Origin of the sequence: Flavobacterium lindanitolerans (assembly GCF_002846575.1) — a bacterium.
Classification (GTDB): Bacteria; Bacteroidota; Bacteroidia; order Flavobacteriales; family Flavobacteriaceae; genus Flavobacterium; species Flavobacterium lindanitolerans.
Genome location: NZ_PJND01000007.1, coordinates 781733 through 799316, shown reverse-complemented (window position 1 = coordinate 799316; position 17584 = coordinate 781733). Strand labels below are relative to the sequence as shown.

Genomic DNA, 17584 nt, shown 5'->3' with positions numbered 1-17584 from the left:
ATTGTTCGATGCCAGGTATTGCCCGATATTTGGCTGTTCCTGATTTTACAAATTTACTACATTTACTTCTTCTCCAATATACACTAATGCTTTTTTGGCTACCTGATATCCCATTTTTTCTATTGCCTGTTCGTAGGCTTCCAACTGCTGCAGGTATTTCTGGTTGTGAGAACCCGTTTTATAGTCGAGCAGGTATACTTTATTATCTTGCGCCATAACCATTCTGTCCGGCTTGATAGGCGTTCCTTCTTTCCGGATAATAGTTTGCTCATTCATGACATTATTGCCTTCTGCAAAATAATCCATAAGTTCCGGATGGCCCAGTATCAGGGAAATGGTTTTGGCCACCTCTTCTTGCTGGCTTTCAACTATCAGTCCGTTTTCTATTGCTTTGGTGAGTGCCAGCCCGACATCGGAAGCGTTTCCGATATAGGAAAGTATTTCATGGACAATATTCCCATATTCAATAGCTTTTTGCTGATGTGTTCCCCACATTAAGGATTCACGCTGGGCAATCTTTATGTTTTTGGGGTCCAGCACTTCCCTGACAAAAGGAATTTTTCGGGCCTCTTCCCCGATTGGACTTTTACGGGATATTCTTTCCGGGCTTCCAATTTCATATTCGTGTTTTTGGATGTCGAAACCAACGAATTTTTCGAGATAATTTATAAAAAAAAGCGCCATGTTATTTTTAGGCAATTCTCCTTTTGCAGAAAGGTTCATGCTTGAAATAATATAAAGCTGTTCTTCGGCACGGGTCAGCGCCACATAGAGCACGTTGACATTGTCAAGCAAATCTTCCTGTTTTTTTTGCTGATAGACTAAAGACGCTTCTTCTCCAAAACCTTCAACGGCGCTACTGTTATCAATCAACACCCTTGGCAATTCAGAAATATTATCTTCACTGTCCAGCCATAATTTGTCTTTAGGACGTCTGGAATAATCTTCTTCCGCAAACGGAAAAATTACTACCGGAAACTCCAATCCTTTGGATTTGTGGATGGTCAGGATACGAACTGCATTTTTTCCTTCAGGAGACGGAATACTGAATTTATGGCCATTTTTCTCCCAATAGGAAAGAAAATCTGTAATACCTGCCTGGTTTTTGATATCTCTTTCCAAAACCAAATCAAGAAAATACTGAATGTAGGCATTGTTCTGTTTCAGATTTATAAACTTTGATATGATGCTTTCTACGGCTTCATACAACGACTTTCTTCTAAGCTCCTGAAACGATAGCGAAATATCAAACGACATCAGCCAATTTTCGAACTCTTTTTCATTTCTGTTTTCCATACCCTGGAAAATAAAGTCATGAACCGGCAATTGTTTCTGTACATATTCTCCTATATATTGTAGCAAATAGGCTTTTGCTTCAAGATTGCTGCTGTTGTTCAGATATCGGAGCACATTCAGTATGAAGATGACTTCGGTAGCGTTTTCAATCATCAGGGTTTCAGAAGAAAGAATAGGTATTCCCTGCTCTGTCAGATATCCGGCCACGGCTATTCCCTGATCGCGCCTTCTTGTCAGTATAGCTATGTCTTTGTACTCAAATCCTTGTGCAAGCGATTTTTTGATGGCAACCAGTGTCGCCTGTACATACTGTCTGGTTTTGTCTGGGGTTTCTTCGTCGTCACCTTCCGTTTTTTCAATTTTAGGTAGAAAGGAAATATTGATATAACCGCCAATTTTGGAGTTATGTTCCTGATGGCTATGGTTTTCATAAAGATTTTTATAATCCGGATTGGTAAACTGTTCCGATATCATCTTGAAAAATCCGTTATTGAACTGAATGATTTCTGAATAGCTTCTGAAATTCCTGTCCAGATGTTCAATTTTCTTATCCGGATTGTTAAACGGATTATGTTCTTTGCTCAATTCGATAAACTGTTCTGCCTTACCGCCACGCCAACGGTAAATAGATTGTTTTGGATCGCCTACAATCATTAGCGAGCCTCTTTCTCCCTGCAAATCTTCACTGGAAAGCGCATTGTCAATTAGCGGAATAAGATTCTGCCATTGCATTTCGGAAGTATCCTGAAATTCATCAATAAAAAAGTGCTTGTATTTTTCACCCAGCCTTTCGTAGATAAAAGGCGCCGGCTGATTCTGTATTTCTTTGTAGATAATGGCATTAAACTCCGAAATCGACAGGATGTTCTGCTCTTTCTGAATTTTTGACAATTCCTGGCTTACCGTATTGAGCAATGACAGCGGTGTGATATTTTTCAGGAAAGCCATATAAAAGGCCATTTTTTCCTGATTTTTATAAACCCGTTCTAAAAGGGAAAGCAGTTCGGGAATGATACCTTCAATAATTTCCTTGTCTTTTGCCGTCTTATTTATTTTAATGTCTTCGGCTTCGTGATAGGTTTTATTTTTCGCATTGAACCTGCCTTCTTTGATGCTTTGCAGGTGTTTGGGAAAATAACCTCCTGAAAAGGATTTTTCATCTACTCCCGCTGCCGTTATTACAGCAATGGCTTCTTGTGCCAAAACGGCACATTCTGCATCAAGGTCTGTAACTACCTGTTGGATTTTCTTTTTTATTTCTACGAATTCTGAAATTGTCTTGTCCTGAAAATGGACAATTTCATTCCTGTTATTCTCATTGAGCAGCAGCTTTCCGGTGTCAAGAATTTCTCTTGTCACGTCCCAGCTTTTGTCATCATCGGTTTTTTCCATCGTAAAATCGACCAGAAGCCTGGTGAGCGTCTCGTCTTCTCCGGCTTGTGCGATGATAGCATCTACGGCTTCCGTCAAAAGATTATCGGTTTCTAAAGAAACGTCAAAAGTGATAGGCAGACCCAGGTCATGTGCAAAGGCGCGAATAACCTTATGGGTAAACTTGTCTATTGTGGAAATATCAAACGAGGCATAATTATGGATGATATTTTTGATAATCTGCCTGGCTTTTATTTTAATATCAATGGCATTCAACGCGGTTTCCTGCTGTATGACCTCCATGAGCTCCACCGCTTTTGGACCGGGTTCGTCTTTGGCAAATTCTGAAAGGCTGGAAACAATCCTGCTTTTCATCTCGCCTACGGCTTTATTGGTAAAGGTAATGGCAAGGATATTCCTGTAAGCATCATTTTTGGGTGATGTCAGGAGTATTTTCAGGTATTCTTTTACCAGCGTAAAAGTTTTTCCGGACCCGGCTGAGGCGTCATATAATGTGAATGCGGTTTTTTGCATTTATAGAATAAACAAATCTGTTTGTTTTGATATTTGGTTTTCCACTGTTTTGTATCTTTTTGTTATTAAATTACATAATTTCCTTTTGAAAAATACAGTTTTTTACTTGATTCCCTGTGTTTTCTAGGATATTATCATTTTCCCTAATATAATTATAACAAAATAGTATTTCTTATTCCAAAGTTAAATGTTTAAATTTGAATAAAATATTTATTAATCTGAATAAAAATATATATTATGGCTTTTGAATTACCAAAATTACCGTATGCTTATGATGCACTGGAACCGCATATCGATGCTAGAACAATGGAAATCCACCATACAAAGCACCATAATGCTTACACAACTAACCTGAACGCGGCTATTCAAGGCACTGACCTAGATGGTTTGACTATTGAAAACATCCTTATCAATCTTGACAAAAAGAATGCGGCTGTTAGAAATAATGGCGGCGGCTACTACAACCACAATTTATTCTGGAAGGTAATGTCTCCAAACGGTGGCGGACTTCCAAAGGGTGACCTTTTGGATGCCATTGAAAAAGATTTTGGAACTTTTGAAGAGTTTAAGGCTAAATTCTCAAAAGCAGGAGCTACGCAATTTGGTTCAGGATGGGCCTGGCTTTGTGTTCACAAAGGCGGTAAATTGGAGGTTTGCGGTACTCCTAACCAGGACAACCCTTTAATGCCGGACGTAGGTTGCGGAGGTACTCCAATTTTAGGAATGGATGTTTGGGAACATGCTTATTACCTGAATTATCAAAACAGAAGACCTGATTATATCGAGGCTTTTTTCAATGTAATTAATTGGGAAGAGGTTGCGAGAAGATATGCTATGGAGAAATAATATTTTCCCCCTTATTTTAACGAGAAAACGTCCTGACTGTTCAGGGCGTTTTTATTTTTTACAGAGGTTTGTAAAAATAAAAAAGGCGGAATTGCTTCCACCCTTTTTGCCCCAAATCTACCATAAACTTAACCTACTAATGCTATGGTCCTACGAAAGTAAGGGCATTTGTTTTGCCCTGCAATTATTTCTGTTAAAGCGTACAAATAATCGATAAAGTGCGGAAATTTGTTAAAAAAGGGCTTTCGACAACATAAAAACCTATATATTGGGGCAATAAGAAGTATATAAAATAAAAAAGGCGGAATTGCTTCCACCCTTTTTGCCCCAAATCTACCATAAACTTAACCTACTAATGCTATGGTCCTCCAAATATATGATAATTTGCGCCAACAGACAAAATTAAATAGATTAACTATTTCATAAAGTCGACCAACTGCATTATTTTGTCTGATTTTAGTATGCTCTCGAATCTTTTCCTTCATAAAAATTCATGAAGGCTCTGTTGACTACCCTGTTTCCTCCCGGTGTTGGATAATTTCCTGTAAAATACCAATCGCCCAGATTTTTAGGACAGGCAACATGAAGGTTTTCGACCGATTGGAAAATAATCTTTACTTCTGCCTTTATGCCTTCCGAACTCAACATTTGTGCAATCTTGTCTGAGATTTCCTCCGGCTGAAACGGAGCATATATTTCATTGACATAATTGATCACATCTATATCCTTAAAGTTTTCCTGTGCCTTACATTTGGCATAGACTTCATCTACTATATGATACAGGTTTCTTTCTTTCAAGAGCTCTAAAGCCGCCTGAAAAGCCACCAGACCTTCCAGCTTGGCCATATCGATACCATAACAGTCCGGATAGCGGATTTGTGGCGCTGAAGACACAATGACAATCTTTTTAGGATTCAGCCTGTCCATCATTTTTAGGATACTTTTCTTTAGCGTGGTTCCCCTTACAATACTGTCGTCGATAATAACAAGGTTATCCTCCGGCTTAATTACGCCATAGGTAACATCATAAACATGGGCAACCAAATCGTCACGGCTGCTGTCTTCCGTAATAAACGTTCGCAGTTTGGCATCTTTGATAGCTACTTTTTCTGTACGTATTTTAACGGCAAGCAACTGTTGCAGCGTTTCCTTAGTTAGCGTATTCCTATTTTCGAGTATGTAATTGTTTTTTCTCTGGTTAAGAAAATCCTGTGCAGCTTCCACCATTCCGTAGAAAGAGGTTTCTGCCGTATTTGGAATATAGGAGAAAACCGTGTTGTCAGTGTCCTGATCAATTGCTTCCAGCACGGCAGGAAGAATCAGTTTTCCTAAATCTTTTCTTTCCTGATAGATTTCCGCATCGCTGCCTCTGGAGAAATAAATCCTTTCAAAGGAGCAGGCTTTCTTTTCTACCGGAGCAATAATTTCTTCTTTGGATACTTTACCGTTTTTCTTGATAATTAAAGCATGACCCGGATCAAGTTCCTGTACTTTGTCAAACGACACGTTAAAAACCGTCTGGATTACCGGTCTTTCTGAAGCTACTACTGTAATTTCATCGTCTTCATAAAAATAGGCCGGACGAATTCCTGCCGGATCTCTGAAAACAAAAGCATCTCCATGTCCAAAAAGACCTGCCATTGCATAACCGCCATCCCAGCCTTTTGAAGCTCTGCGGAGTATTTTGGCAACATCAAGCCTTTCAGCTATAACCGGAGAAGCATCTCTTTTGGAAAACCCTTCATTTTTACAATCCTGATAAAGACCTGTCACTTCATCATCCAGAAAGTGACCTATTTTTTCCATTACAGTAACAGTATCTGCCATTTCTTTTGGATGCTGCCCCAATTCTACAAGACTGTCGAAAAGTTCCTTTACATTGGTCATGTTGAAGTTTCCGGCTACAATAAGATTTCTATGCATCCAGTTGTTCTGGCGCAGGAACGGGTGTACGCTTTCTATACTGTTTTTTCCGAAAGTTCCGTAACGCACATGGCCCAAAAAAAGCTCTCCTATATAAGGTATATTTTTTTTCTGAAGCGCTACGCTTTCGGCATATTCCGGATGATTGGATAATTCGTCATTAATGCGGGCATTGATTTGGGCAAAAACATCCTGAATCGGTTGTGGGTCATTGGATCTGACACGGCTGATATATCTTTCGCCCGGCTCAACATCAAATTTGATACTGGCAAAACCTGCTCCATCCTGTCCTCTGTTGTGTTGCTTTTCCATCAGGAGATACATTTTCTGTACTCCATAAAAAGCCGAACCGTATTTTTCTTTATAAAACTCTAACGGTTTTTTCAATCTTAAAAGGGCTATACCACACTCGTGTTTTAAAGCGTCGCTCATTGTGTTGTTGTGTTGTTGTAGTTGTCGTGTTATTAAAGCAATTCTTGTACCAATTTGTTTTTCAAGTCTTTGTGGCAGTTATAAAGTTTATATGGCATAAAAACTTTATTATATAAATAAAAAAAAGCCCCATCATGAGGCTTCGGTCTTATCCGCTATTCTTCCAATACAATATCGAACTGGGTGAGGGCCTTAAACTGTTGCAGTCTTTCCTGCACTTCAGTTTTGCTCAGTTTTTCCATTCTTTGCGTCCCGAATTTTTCGACACAGAAAGAAGCCAGGTTCGAACCGTAGATAATTGCATTTTTCATGTTTTTGAAAGATATGTTTTCACTCTGCGTAATATATCCTGCAAATCCACCTGCAAACGTATCTCCCGCTCCGGTCGGGTCAAAAACTTCTTCCAATGGCAATGCCGGTGCAAAGAAAATTTCTTTACCATGGAAAAGTAATGCTCCATGTTCGCCTTTTTTAATTACGACATATTCCGGACCCATTGTGTGAATTTTTGCTGCCGCTTTTACCAAAGAATATTCCCCTGTAAGCTGTCTTGCTTCTTCGTCGTTGATTGTAATCACATCAACACGCTTCATTATTTCCAGTAATTCCGGCAGTGCGCAATCCATCCAAAAATTCATCGTATCCAACACAACCAATTTTGGTTTCTTCTCCATCTGATCCAAAACACTTGCCTGAACCAACGGGTGCAGGTTGCCCAACATTACAACATCAGCATCTTTGAAATCCTGAGGAACTTTTGGCTGAAAATCGGCCAATGTGTTTAATTGTGTATCTAATGTATCTCTGGAATTAAGATCGTTATGGTAGCGTCCGCTCCAAAAGAAAGTCTTGCCTCCTTTTACGATTTCCAATCCTGAAATGTCAATATTTCTTGCTGTCAGCAAATCCAAATACTCTTGAGGAAAATCATCACCCACAACAGAAACTATGGCAGATTTAAGGTTAAAAAACGAAGCGGACAATCCGATATAAGTTCCTGCTCCCCCTAAAATTTTATCTGTCTTCCCGAAAGGAGTTTCTATAGCGTCGAAAGCAACTGTTCCAACAATCAGTAATTTATTCATATTTAGATTTTCGAATTAAGGCGCAAAGATACTTTATAACTTGCAAACATGCAATGTTGTTGTTTTATAAACTTTTTTACTCCAACCTATTTCAGAACAAGCCTATACAGTTATCGCAAAAACAACTTATTATCGCCAAAATTTCCACCAAGCCTTTTTAGAAGTTAAGGCTAATTTGTTGTCTTTAGTTTTCTGAAGCATCATTTTAATCCTGCTCTCAGCTTCTTTTTTACTAATTCCATTATAGTAATCTTTTACAAATGGATGGTCAAAACTCTCATGAGGAAAAATTTCAGGCCTTTGATTTCCTTTTTTTGTGACAACTGTTGTCGGAATACTTTCAGGAAACTTATATTCAGGTATATCATTACAAAGCCAACCAAAATATTGCACCTCATGATTATCATTATCAAAATTCTCCATATAATCTTGAAAACTTTTCTCGCTTAAAGAAACCCAAAGACCATATTCTAAACCTTCGCAATGATCATTAACATGCTGCGTCAATGTACAACGAATAAACCTATCTGTTTGATTTGGGTGAATGATTATACATGTGTCACTTTTTAATTCTGCGATATTTTTCTTATCGTCAGCGGAAAGAAAATCATAATTATCAGGTGAAATAAATGTCAGCGCTGGCCAATTTTCATGTATGTCTCCACAACATTCACAAGTATACTTAATTGGGCCATTCATTTTATCCATCTATAATATATTTGAAATCAACTATTCTAAACAATTGTGAGAAGTCGGACAAATAGCCCTAAACTCACAGCAATCCCTTCTCTTCCCTCTCATAAAAAGTATCCACAGATAAATTCGGCAATCCCGATGCCATAACCGCCAACTGATCACAACGTTCGTTTTGCGGATGATTGTTATGCCCTTTTATCCATTTAAAATCAACCTGATGTTTTCTGTAAATAATCAGGAAGCGTCTCCATAAATCCGGGTTTTTTTTGTCTTTATAGCCTTTCTTTTCCCAGCCAAAAACCCAGCCTTTGGTAACGGAATCGACTACATATTTAGAATCGGAAATGACCAATACTTTGGTATTTGGCAATTTGAGTTTTTCCAAACCTACAATAACCGCCAGAAGTTCCATCCTGTTGTTAGTGGTCAGGCGAAAACCTTCATAAAATTCTTTTCTGTAGGGCCTGCCCACCCATTCCATCACCACGCCATAGCCTCCGGGACCGGGATTTCCTTTGGCAGCGCCATCAGTATAAATATGTACTTGGTGCGACATTATTAATTTCCCGAGATTATACTTCCTATTAAAGTTTTGAATAATTCTGAATTATCTTCTTTGCCCAATTGCTCTATAAAATTTATTGAAATGTAATATCCTTTTCTTAGAATATAATAGCTGTCACTATTGATCTTATATTCGTTACTTCCTTTTTTCAATTTGAAATTGACCGCAAATGAAACAGCATTATCTTTTGAAACTTTAACAACAGAAGGTTTTTTAGTAAAAGTAAAATTACCAAATACTTTTTCAGCTTCAGTATTTGACATTTCTATAGATTTCAAAAAGCCCCCAATGTTTTTAGCGTTTGTCTTTACCATCCTAATTTTTATAGTAGGGATTATTCCGGTATATGTTTTAGGATTGTTTTTGTGTAAGTCACTAAATTCACTCCATCGCTATCGCTTGAAATGAGCTCTTTCAATTGTTTCGTATTGAAATCGAATTTTTTGACATTTTCCAATATTTCCTTTCCTTCTAATATTGTCCAACTTTCAGGAACCTGAACGGAAAAGTTTATATTTTTTACTTCAAACCGCTCCTGTCCGAAAACAGAAAAAAAGGGAAACAGGAAAAGAAACAATAATGACTTCATAATTAGTTTAAAATTTTATCAATGACTTCAGGAAAATGTGCATGTTCCAATTCCTGCACCTTAAGTGCTATTTCTTCTGGAGTCGTGCAATTATCAACTGCAACCTCTGCCTGAAAAATCATAGCACCCTCATCATAATTTTCATTCACATAATGAATACTGATTCCGGAATGCGATTCCTTATTTTCTAAAATGGCCCTGTGGACATTCATTCCATACATGCCTTTTCCGCCATATTTTGGCAACAGTGCCGGATGGATATTGATAATTTTATTCGGGTATTGGGTTACAATGTCGGTTGGAAATTTCCATAAAAACCCGGCTAGCACAATCAAATCCGGATTAAGCATCATCACCTGCTCCAACACTTTGCCCGTATTGAGTTCTTCTTTTGTAAAAACATAACACGGCACTCCTAGTTTTTCAGCTTTTTCTAAAACTTTAGCATTCGGATTATTTGAAAAAACCGCTACCGTTTCGGCTGTTTTCTTATCCTGAAAATAGCGGATAATGTTTTCGGCATTGGAACCCGAACCCGAAGCAAACAGGATGATTTTTTTCATGGAAACGTCATTAATTATAGCACAAAAAAAAGAATAATAAATGATATTAAATAGATTTTGAAAGCCTTTGTGAAATATTTTTTTTAAATTAGTACTCACATTTATCAACTAAAACGTTGTTTTAAAATAAAGTTTTTTATTTTTGCCAACAATTAAATTCAAAAATTAAAAGATTATGTCAGACATTGCATCAAGAGTTAAGGCGATTATCGTAGACAAATTAGGCGTTGACGAAAACGAAGTTGTAACAGAAGCTAGCTTCACAAATGATTTAGGAGCTGATTCATTAGACACTGTTGAGCTTATTATGGAATTCGAAAAAGAATTTGACATTCAGATTCCAGACGACCAGGCTGAAAACATTGCTACTGTAGGTCAAGCAATTTCTTACATAGAAGAAGCAAAAAAATAATAACAATTGACATCCCGTGTTTTCTTTGAGAATTCACGGGAGTTATTATTTTTACAAAAGATTCAATTTGATTGCTTTCAATCATTAAGATATTATGCAATACCCCTGTCTCTTTTTTACGACTAAGAAGAAAGCATGGGTATTTTTTATATAAATTTATAACTATAAAATTTTAAGTATGAAATTAAGAAGAGTTGTAGTAACCGGTTTAGGTGCCTTGACGCCCATTGGAAATAACGTCCAGGAATATTGGAATGGACTTATCAATGGTGTTAGCGGCGCTGCTCCTATAACTTATTTTGATACCACTCATTTCAAAACTAAATTTGCATGCGAGCTGAAAAACTTTAATGCAGAAGATTTTATAGACCGCAAGGAAGCCCGCAAAATGGACCGTTATGCGCAGTATGCCATAGTATCGTCTGATGAGGCTGTAAAAGATGCCAATTTCGACTTTGACAAATTAGACAAAGACAGAGTTGGCGTAATTTGGGGTTCCGGAATCGGAGGTCTTGAAACATTCCAACAGGAAGTAATGGACTTTACGAAAGGGAATGGTACTCCAAAATTCAATCCTTTCTTTATACCAAAAATGATTGCCGATATAGCCGGTGGACATATTTCTATTAAATATGGCTTCAGAGGACCTAACTTCACGACAGTTTCTGCGTGTGCTTCCTCTACCAATGCGCTTATTGATGCTTTCAACTACATCCGCCTGAATCATGCTGATGTAATGGTTACCGGAGGTTCTGAAGCTGCTGTAACTATTGCCGGAATGGGTGGATTTAACGCTATGCACGCGCTTTCAACCCGCAACGACGATCCAAAAACAGCGTCAAGGCCAATGGACAAGGACCGTGAAGGATTTGTTTTGGGAGAAGGAGCCGGAGCTTTAGTTCTTGAAGAATACGAGCACGCTATTGCCCGTGGCGCTACTATCTATTGCGAAATAGGCGGTGGCGGAATGTCGGCTGATGCGCACCATATTACAGCTCCGCATCCGGAAGGATTAGGCGCTAAAAACGTAATGTTGAACTGTCTTAGAGATGCCGGTCTAAAGCCGGAAGATGTAGACGGAGTTAACATGCACGGAACTTCAACTCCGCTTGGAGACATTGCAGAATCGAAAGCGATCCAGCACGTATTTGGCGAGCATGCCTATACATTAAATCTGAATGCTACCAAATCGATGACAGGACACTTATTGGGAGCTGCCGGTGCTATTGAAGCAATTGCAGCCATTTTGTCTATCAAACACGGTATCGTACCTCCAACCATCAACCACTTTACGGATGATGAAAATATTGACCCAAAATTGAATTTCACATTCAATAAGGCTCAAAAAAGAGACATGAAAGTAGTAATGAGTAATACTTTCGGTTTTGGAGGACACAATGCCTGCGTTTTGGTTAAAAAACTAGAACTATAATATTCGGATGAACATCATCAGAAAAATATTTCCAAATTCCCGTTCTCATGAAGACGGGATTTTTTTTAGCGACATCTATAAAATACTAGGTTTCAAACCCATCAACCTTGAATGTTACCGCAGGGCTTTTACGCATCGCTCTTCCAACAAACTGGATGCTGACGGAAATCAGATTAACTACGAACGCCTGGAATTTCTTGGGGATGCCATGTTGAGCTCTGTAATTGCCGCTCACCTATTCAATCAGGTTCCTTCAGGAGATGAAGGCTATCTTACTAAAATGCGTTCTAAAATAGTAAGCCGCGAACATCTGAATGAGCTGGGGCGCGACCTCAACCTCATCCGTTTTATCGAAAGCAAAGTTCCTGCCCAACATTTTGGAGAGAACATTCACGGAAATATCTTCGAGGCGCTTATCGGTGCCATATATCTCGACAAAGGTTATACCTACTGCGAAAAATTCATCAAAAAAAGGGTTATCACTCCTTATGTGGATATTGCCAAACTGGAAGGTAAAGTTATCAGTTACAAGAGTCTTCTGATTGAATGGTGCCAGAAAGAAAAAAGAGCTTTCCATTATGACGTCTATGAAGATAATGGCATTGACGGACAGCGTTTCTTTGGAGTCAAGTTAAGTATAGACCATAAAGTAGTTGCAAAAGCCAGGGCTACTTCAAAAAAGAAGGCTGAAGAAAAAGCTTCCCAAAGAGCATACTTCGCGTTTCAGGAAAAAATCAAAAACAAATAGTTAGAAATATCTTAAAACTATATCGTTTTCGTTGATAAATTAACGTTAACCTAATTGTATTTTGTATAATTCCTCAGTAAATATAGCTATATTTACGACTTATTTAATTTCAATATGGGCATCCATAAGTTACATCTTGACGAATTTGATGAAGTTGATTATGAGCTTATTGCTATCCACACTTCATTAGAAGATTTCAGATTGGCTTACTTCATCAATCAGCAATTACCTATTCTCTTAAGCCGAAGCAATGACGAGATTGGCATTACGACCAAAGATGGAGAAGCTGCGTTTACAAAATTCAGCTATGATGATGTGGCAAAAGACATACTTTGGAGTCTCGTCCAAAACAAAAACGAAATTATTACCTATAAAAAAAATAACACACAGGATCTTTTCCTGGATGAGAATGTAGAGATTGCCACAAAAGTATACCTGCTTCCTGAACTTAAAAAAGTGGATTACTTTTTGAAAATAGAAAACAACTGCAACACATTTGAAATCGAAGAGATACTGCAAAAACTGAATAAAATAGAATGGATCACAACCGTTTATGAAGTGTTTCCAGACAATATAAAATCTAAAAACAACTTAATTTTCTAATAATGTCGACAAGAAAAAAAACAAAGATCGTAGCTACATTAGGCCCCGCTTGCAGCACCAAAGATGTCCTTAAGGACATGATCGATGCTGGAGTAAATGTGTTTAGGATTAACTTTTCCCATGCAGATTATACCGACGTGAAAGCCCGAATAGATATGATCCGCGAACTGAATGAAGAATTTGGATACAACACCGCGATTTTAGCTGACCTTCAGGGCCCTAAACTTCGTGTTGGTGTAATGAAAGAAGACGTCATTGTAAGCAAAGGAGATATCATTACGTTCCAGACCGCCGAGGATGTTCCGGGGACAGCCGAAAGAGTCTATATGAATTATAAGCAATTCCCGGCTGACGTAAAACCGGGAGAAAGAATCCTTCTTGATGACGGAAAATTAATATTTGAAGCACTTGAATCCAATGGTGTTTCCGAAGTAATCTGCCGTGTCGTTCAGGGCGGCCCTCTAAAATCTAAAAAAGGAGTAAACCTTCCAAATACTAAGGTTTCATTGCCAGCCTTGACACAGAAAGATATTAAGGATGCCCTTTTTGCTATTGAAAACCAGGTAGACTGGATTGCTCTTTCTTTTGTTAGGACATCTGAAGACCTTCAGGAACTACAGGACCTGATTTCTAAAAATTCTGCACATAAAATTCCAATTATTGCCAAAATTGAAAAGCCGGAAGGCGTTGAAAATATAGATAAGATTGTTGCATTTTGTGACGGATTAATGGTAGCCAGAGGTGACCTTGGTGTTGAGATTCCTGCACAGGAAGTACCGCTGATTCAGAAAAAATTAGTCCACAGGGCAAAAACTGCCCGTATACCTGTAATTATTGCTACCCAAATGATGGAAACAATGATTACAAGCCTTACACCTACCCGTGCTGAAGTAAACGACGTGGCCAACTCTGTAATGGATGGTGCTGATGCCGTTATGCTTTCGGGAGAAACTTCCGTAGGAAACTATCCTGTACAGGTAATCGAAAAAATGACACAGATTATTGAAGCTGTGGAGGATTCTCCACTGATTCAGGTACCTCAAAACACGCCACAAATCAGGACTAAACGTTTTATTACAAAATCCATCTGCCATCACGCCGCTTTGATGGCTAACGTAATCAAGGCGAAAGCAATCTGTACGCTAACCAACAGTGGCTATACTGCTTTCCAGATTTCGGCCTGGAGACCACAATCGCATATTTTGGTTTTTACATCCAACAAAAAAATCCTGACGCAATTAAACCTTTTATGGGGTGTCAATTCTTTCTATTACGATAAGTTTGTCAGCACAGACGACACCGTTACTGACGTCAATGAAATAGCAAGAGAAAAAGGATATGTTGACAAAGGCGATTTCCTTATCAATCTTGCCGCAATGCCGGTAGTTGATAAAGGAATGGTCAATACTCTGAGAGTTTCCGAAATGGAATAACACCAACTGACAAATAATCAAATCCGTTAGCTCCTCTAACGGATTTTTTATTGCTGCCGCAAGGAAAATAGAAAAGAAAAAATTATATTTGGGCTGATATTAAAATAAACGATTATGAATTTCAAGTCAAATAATCCATTTTTGGGCAATAAGAATTTTAGCAAACCAACGGTTCATTCTTACAGCCCGGACGAAAACTCAACCCTGATTGATTACGGCCAGGAAATGACTGTTTCCGGAACCATCAACAAGAGTTTCTTTATGCTTTTGTTATTAACTGCCACTGCTTCTTTAACATGGTGGCTGGCTTTTAACGGTTTTAATCCGCTTCCTTTGGCAATAGGAGGAGCAATTGTTGGATTTATATTAGTCTTGATTTCATCATTCAGACCTCAATACTCTTCCTACCTGGCTCCGGCTTATGCATTGGTTGAAGGATTATTTATCGGAGGTATTTCTGCCGTATTTGAAGCCATGTATCCTGGAATCGTAATACAGGCTGTTGGCGCTACCTTCGTCACGTTTTTAGTGTGTTTTGGCCTATATAAATATCAGATTGTAAAAGTAAACGAGCAATTCAAATCCGTAGTTATTGCTGCCACATTAGCTGTTGCTACGTATTACTTAATTTCATGGCTGCTTTCAATGTTTACCAGCTTTGTGCCGGTTCACCATGGCAATTCGCTAATGAGTATCGGAATCAGTGTTGTCGTAATTATTATTGCCGCCCTGAACCTGTTCTTAGATTTCGACCTGATTGAAAAAGGAGCAAAAAACCGACAGCCAAAATATATGGAATGGTTTGGAGCTATGGGATTAATGATTACTCTTGTGTGGCTTTATATCGAGTTCCTAAGATTGCTTTCCAAGCTTTCCAGCAGAAACTAAACAATAAACATATAAAATCAAAAAAGGTTTGACTTGAGTCAAACCTTTTTTTTTCCAGATGACTTTTGCAAAAACAGCCACTAACCCTGTTATGCTTGAGTCATACACCCCCATTATAATTCAACGACACATTGTTTGGGAAAGTTTGAGTTTGTGCAATTCATGTAAATTCCCAATGCCTGTGATTATGTTACAAAGCTATGCCGATGGTAAAAACGAAACAAGGGGAAATTTCCCCTTTTTTTCAGGGGAGAAAAACTTTAAAGAATAATATGGTATTTAACTAAACGAAAAATATGCATCCGGAAAAAAGACGGCATCTCTGCGCCTTTGCTTGAAAATTTGCTCACAAAGATGCAGAGACCTAAAGGTGAAACAGGTTTGGATAAAATATTAGAAAAGATGTGTTATGGTTAAAGATTTAGGCTGCTTTTTCAAACGCGATAAAATTCACCACCTTCTTCTTACGGTTAAATATTGGAAAAGCCTTGATATGGCAGGAATAGGTTTCCCCGTTTTTTTTGTAGTTTATGATTGTTTTTTCAAAAGGAATCCTGGCATCAATTGCTTCACGAATCTGTTGCAGTTCTTTTTTAGAAGTTTCGTCACCCTGAAACATTTTAGGGCTTTTCCCGAGTACTTCTTCTGAAGCATAGCCTGTCATTCCTATAATATTTTCTGAAGCAAATACTATATTCAAAGAAGTGTCCGTCACAACTATAACGTGGTCTTTTTGTAATTCTTCTTTAAAATCCCAATTTAACTTCCAGTGATTGGATTTTGAAAGCACCTTCAATTTGGATAAGTCAGAAAGGGAGTTCTTGAGCTGTTCGAGATATTCTCCAAAAAAATCCCACGAATATAAAGGCACGGGAATAGCATTCTGCGTAGCAGAATACCCCTTTTGTGCGTTTTCATATTCATTTAGGTCAAACATGGTAATATTTTTAGCAAATATAAATCTTTGATAGAAAGTAGTTCAGAAACTTTGCCCTTTCTTATTTGTGATTTTTGATTTCTGATTTTAGGTTTAGACACCATAAGCCAAAATCTTAAATCTTAAATTAAAAATCAAACTTCAACTGTACAACTACCGTCTTTTTTACTTCCGTATTCAAATTCCCAAGTGATATTCCCAGCAGACGCACCGAGTCTTTCATTTTTTCCTGATAGAGCAATTCTTTGGCTACATCCAAAATCAGACTTTTGTCAGAAATAAAATAGGGCATGGTCTTGCTTCGGGTTTGTAATGTAAAATCGCTGTATTTAATCTTTAACGTGACCGTTTTCCCTGAAATATCATATTTCTTCAGCCTTCGTTCCAAAGTCGCGGCAATCGATTCCAGGCGTTCCATCATAAAAATTTCCGAAGTCAGGTTTTCATGAAAAGTATGCTCGGCTCCTACAGATTTCGCTATGCGTTCCGGCTTTACCGCGCTGTTGTGAATGCCCCGGACTACCGAATAATAAAAGGCTCCTGATTTCCCAAAATGTTTTATTAAAAAGTCTATTGTTTTTTCTTTCAGGTCTTTACCCGTAAAAATTCCCAACTGATACATTTTTTCTGTAGTCACCTTCCCTACTCCATAAAACTTCCTGATGGGGAGTTCTTCCAAAAAGGCAAGCACTTCATCGGGATTGACCGTTTTTTGTCCGTTAGGCTTATTAAAATCCGATGCAACCTTAGCAATAAATTTATTTATGGAAATTCCGGCAGAGGCTGTCAATCCTACTTCATCCCATATCCTTTTGCGAATTTCGCGGGCAATTAGTGTGGCACTGGGATTTCCTTTTTTATTGACAGTAACATCCAGATAGGCCTCGTCAAGAGAAAGCGGTTCGACCAAATCAGTATAATCATAAAAAATCTGACGTATCTGCTCGGAGATTTCCCTGTAACGTTCAAACCTGGGTCTTACAAATATTAATTCGGGACAATTTCTCTTGGCCTGATAGCCGCTTATGGCACTGCGTACTCCAAATTTTCGGGCTTCATAGCTTGCTGCTGCAACAACACCCCTGTTACCTCCACCACCAACGGCAATAGGTTTTCCTCTCAATTCAGGATTGTCCATCTGCTCAACAGAAGCATAAAAGGCATCCATATCGACATGGATGATTTTGCGATTTTGAATTTGTTCCTGCTCCTCCATAACCCAACTGCCAAT

At 38.3% G+C, this 17584-nt stretch carries 17 protein-coding genes; 7 read left to right on the top strand and 10 right to left on the bottom strand.

Features of this window, described 5'->3' with window-relative positions; genetic code table 11:
* Nucleotides 1–45 precede the first annotated feature (45 nt).
* Nucleotides 46–3201 (bottom strand): UvrD-helicase domain-containing protein, encoded by a 3156-nt coding sequence (locus B0G92_RS03555; protein WP_101471123.1) that lies wholly within the window; start codon nt 3199–3201, stop codon nt 46–48.
* A 237-nt stretch (nt 3202–3438) separates the two neighbouring features.
* Here B0G92_RS03555 and B0G92_RS03550 point away from each other — a divergent pair, with 237 nt between their 5' ends.
* Nucleotides 3439–4047 (top strand): superoxide dismutase, encoded by a 609-nt coding sequence (locus B0G92_RS03550; RefSeq protein WP_056067599.1) that lies wholly within the window; start codon nt 3439–3441, stop codon nt 4045–4047.
* Nucleotides 4048–4503: 456 nt separating this feature from the next.
* On the opposite strand, the gene B0G92_RS03545 is transcribed toward B0G92_RS03550, so the two are convergent.
* From B0G92_RS03545 to purN, 7 genes are all read right to left on the bottom strand, one after another.
* Nucleotides 4504–6402, bottom strand: coding sequence for an amidophosphoribosyltransferase (locus tag B0G92_RS03545; RefSeq protein ID WP_101471122.1), 1899 nt, complete (start codon nt 6400–6402; stop codon nt 4504–4506).
* A 155-nt stretch (nt 6403–6557) separates the two neighbouring features.
* Entirely contained in the window at nt 6558–7487 is a 930-nt protein-coding gene (locus B0G92_RS03540; protein WP_101471121.1) for a PfkB family carbohydrate kinase, read from the bottom strand.
* Between the two features lie 129 nt (nt 7488–7616).
* Nucleotides 7617–8195 (bottom strand): DUF2199 domain-containing protein, encoded by a 579-nt coding sequence (locus B0G92_RS03535; protein ID WP_245867680.1) that lies wholly within the window; start codon nt 8193–8195, stop codon nt 7617–7619.
* 64 nt (nt 8196–8259) lie between these two features.
* Entirely contained in the window at nt 8260–8739 is a 480-nt protein-coding gene (rnhA, locus tag B0G92_RS03530; protein WP_101471120.1) for a ribonuclease HI, read from the bottom strand.
* 2 nt (nt 8740–8741) lie between these two features.
* A complete protein-coding gene (locus B0G92_RS03525) occupies nt 8742–9011 on the bottom strand; it encodes a hypothetical protein (protein ID WP_101471119.1) in 270 nt (89 codons plus the stop codon).
* Nucleotides 9012–9082: 71 nt separating this feature from the next.
* Nucleotides 9083–9337 carry a hypothetical protein gene (locus B0G92_RS03520; protein ID WP_101471118.1) on the bottom strand — a complete coding sequence of 85 codons (255 nt, stop codon included), beginning with the start codon at nt 9335–9337 and terminating at the stop codon, nt 9083–9085.
* A gap of 2 nt (nt 9338–9339) precedes the next feature.
* Nucleotides 9340–9900: a phosphoribosylglycinamide formyltransferase gene (purN, locus tag B0G92_RS03515; RefSeq protein ID WP_101471117.1), complete on the bottom strand. Its 561-nt coding sequence runs from the start codon at nt 9898–9900 to the stop codon at nt 9340–9342.
* A 175-nt stretch (nt 9901–10075) separates the two neighbouring features.
* Between purN and B0G92_RS03510 the strand changes: the two genes are divergently transcribed.
* From B0G92_RS03510 to B0G92_RS03485, 6 genes are all read left to right on the top strand, one after another.
* On the top strand, nt 10076–10312 hold the full coding sequence (locus B0G92_RS03510) for an acyl carrier protein (RefSeq protein ID WP_007137004.1): 237 nt from the start codon (nt 10076–10078) through the stop codon (nt 10310–10312).
* Nucleotides 10313–10490: 178 nt separating this feature from the next.
* Entirely contained in the window at nt 10491–11744 is a 1254-nt protein-coding gene (fabF, locus tag B0G92_RS03505) for a beta-ketoacyl-ACP synthase II (RefSeq protein ID WP_056067585.1), read from the top strand.
* Between the two features lie 7 nt (nt 11745–11751).
* Nucleotides 11752–12492, top strand: coding sequence for a ribonuclease III (gene rnc / locus B0G92_RS03500; protein ID WP_101471116.1), 741 nt, complete (start codon nt 11752–11754; stop codon nt 12490–12492).
* A gap of 114 nt (nt 12493–12606) precedes the next feature.
* On the top strand, nt 12607–13095 hold the full coding sequence (locus B0G92_RS03495) for an IPExxxVDY family protein (protein ID WP_101471115.1): 489 nt from the start codon (nt 12607–12609) through the stop codon (nt 13093–13095).
* A 2-nt stretch (nt 13096–13097) separates the two neighbouring features.
* On the top strand, nt 13098–14528 hold the full coding sequence (gene pyk / locus B0G92_RS03490; RefSeq protein ID WP_056067573.1) for a pyruvate kinase: 1431 nt from the start codon (nt 13098–13100) through the stop codon (nt 14526–14528).
* 114 nt (nt 14529–14642) lie between these two features.
* A complete protein-coding gene (locus B0G92_RS03485) occupies nt 14643–15416 on the top strand; it encodes a Bax inhibitor-1/YccA family protein (RefSeq protein ID WP_056067571.1) in 774 nt (257 codons plus the stop codon).
* A gap of 421 nt (nt 15417–15837) precedes the next feature.
* Here the strand turns inward: B0G92_RS03485 and B0G92_RS03475 are convergent, their stop codons facing one another.
* Both B0G92_RS03475 and dinB read right to left on the bottom strand, forming a co-directional pair.
* Nucleotides 15838–16353 carry a PAS domain-containing protein gene (locus B0G92_RS03475; RefSeq protein WP_101471113.1) on the bottom strand — a complete coding sequence of 172 codons (516 nt, stop codon included), beginning with the start codon at nt 16351–16353 and terminating at the stop codon, nt 15838–15840.
* 127 nt (nt 16354–16480) lie between these two features.
* A complete protein-coding gene (gene dinB, locus B0G92_RS03470; RefSeq protein ID WP_056067568.1) occupies nt 16481–17569 on the bottom strand; it encodes a DNA polymerase IV in 1089 nt (362 codons plus the stop codon).
* Nucleotides 17570–17584 lie beyond the last annotated feature (15 nt).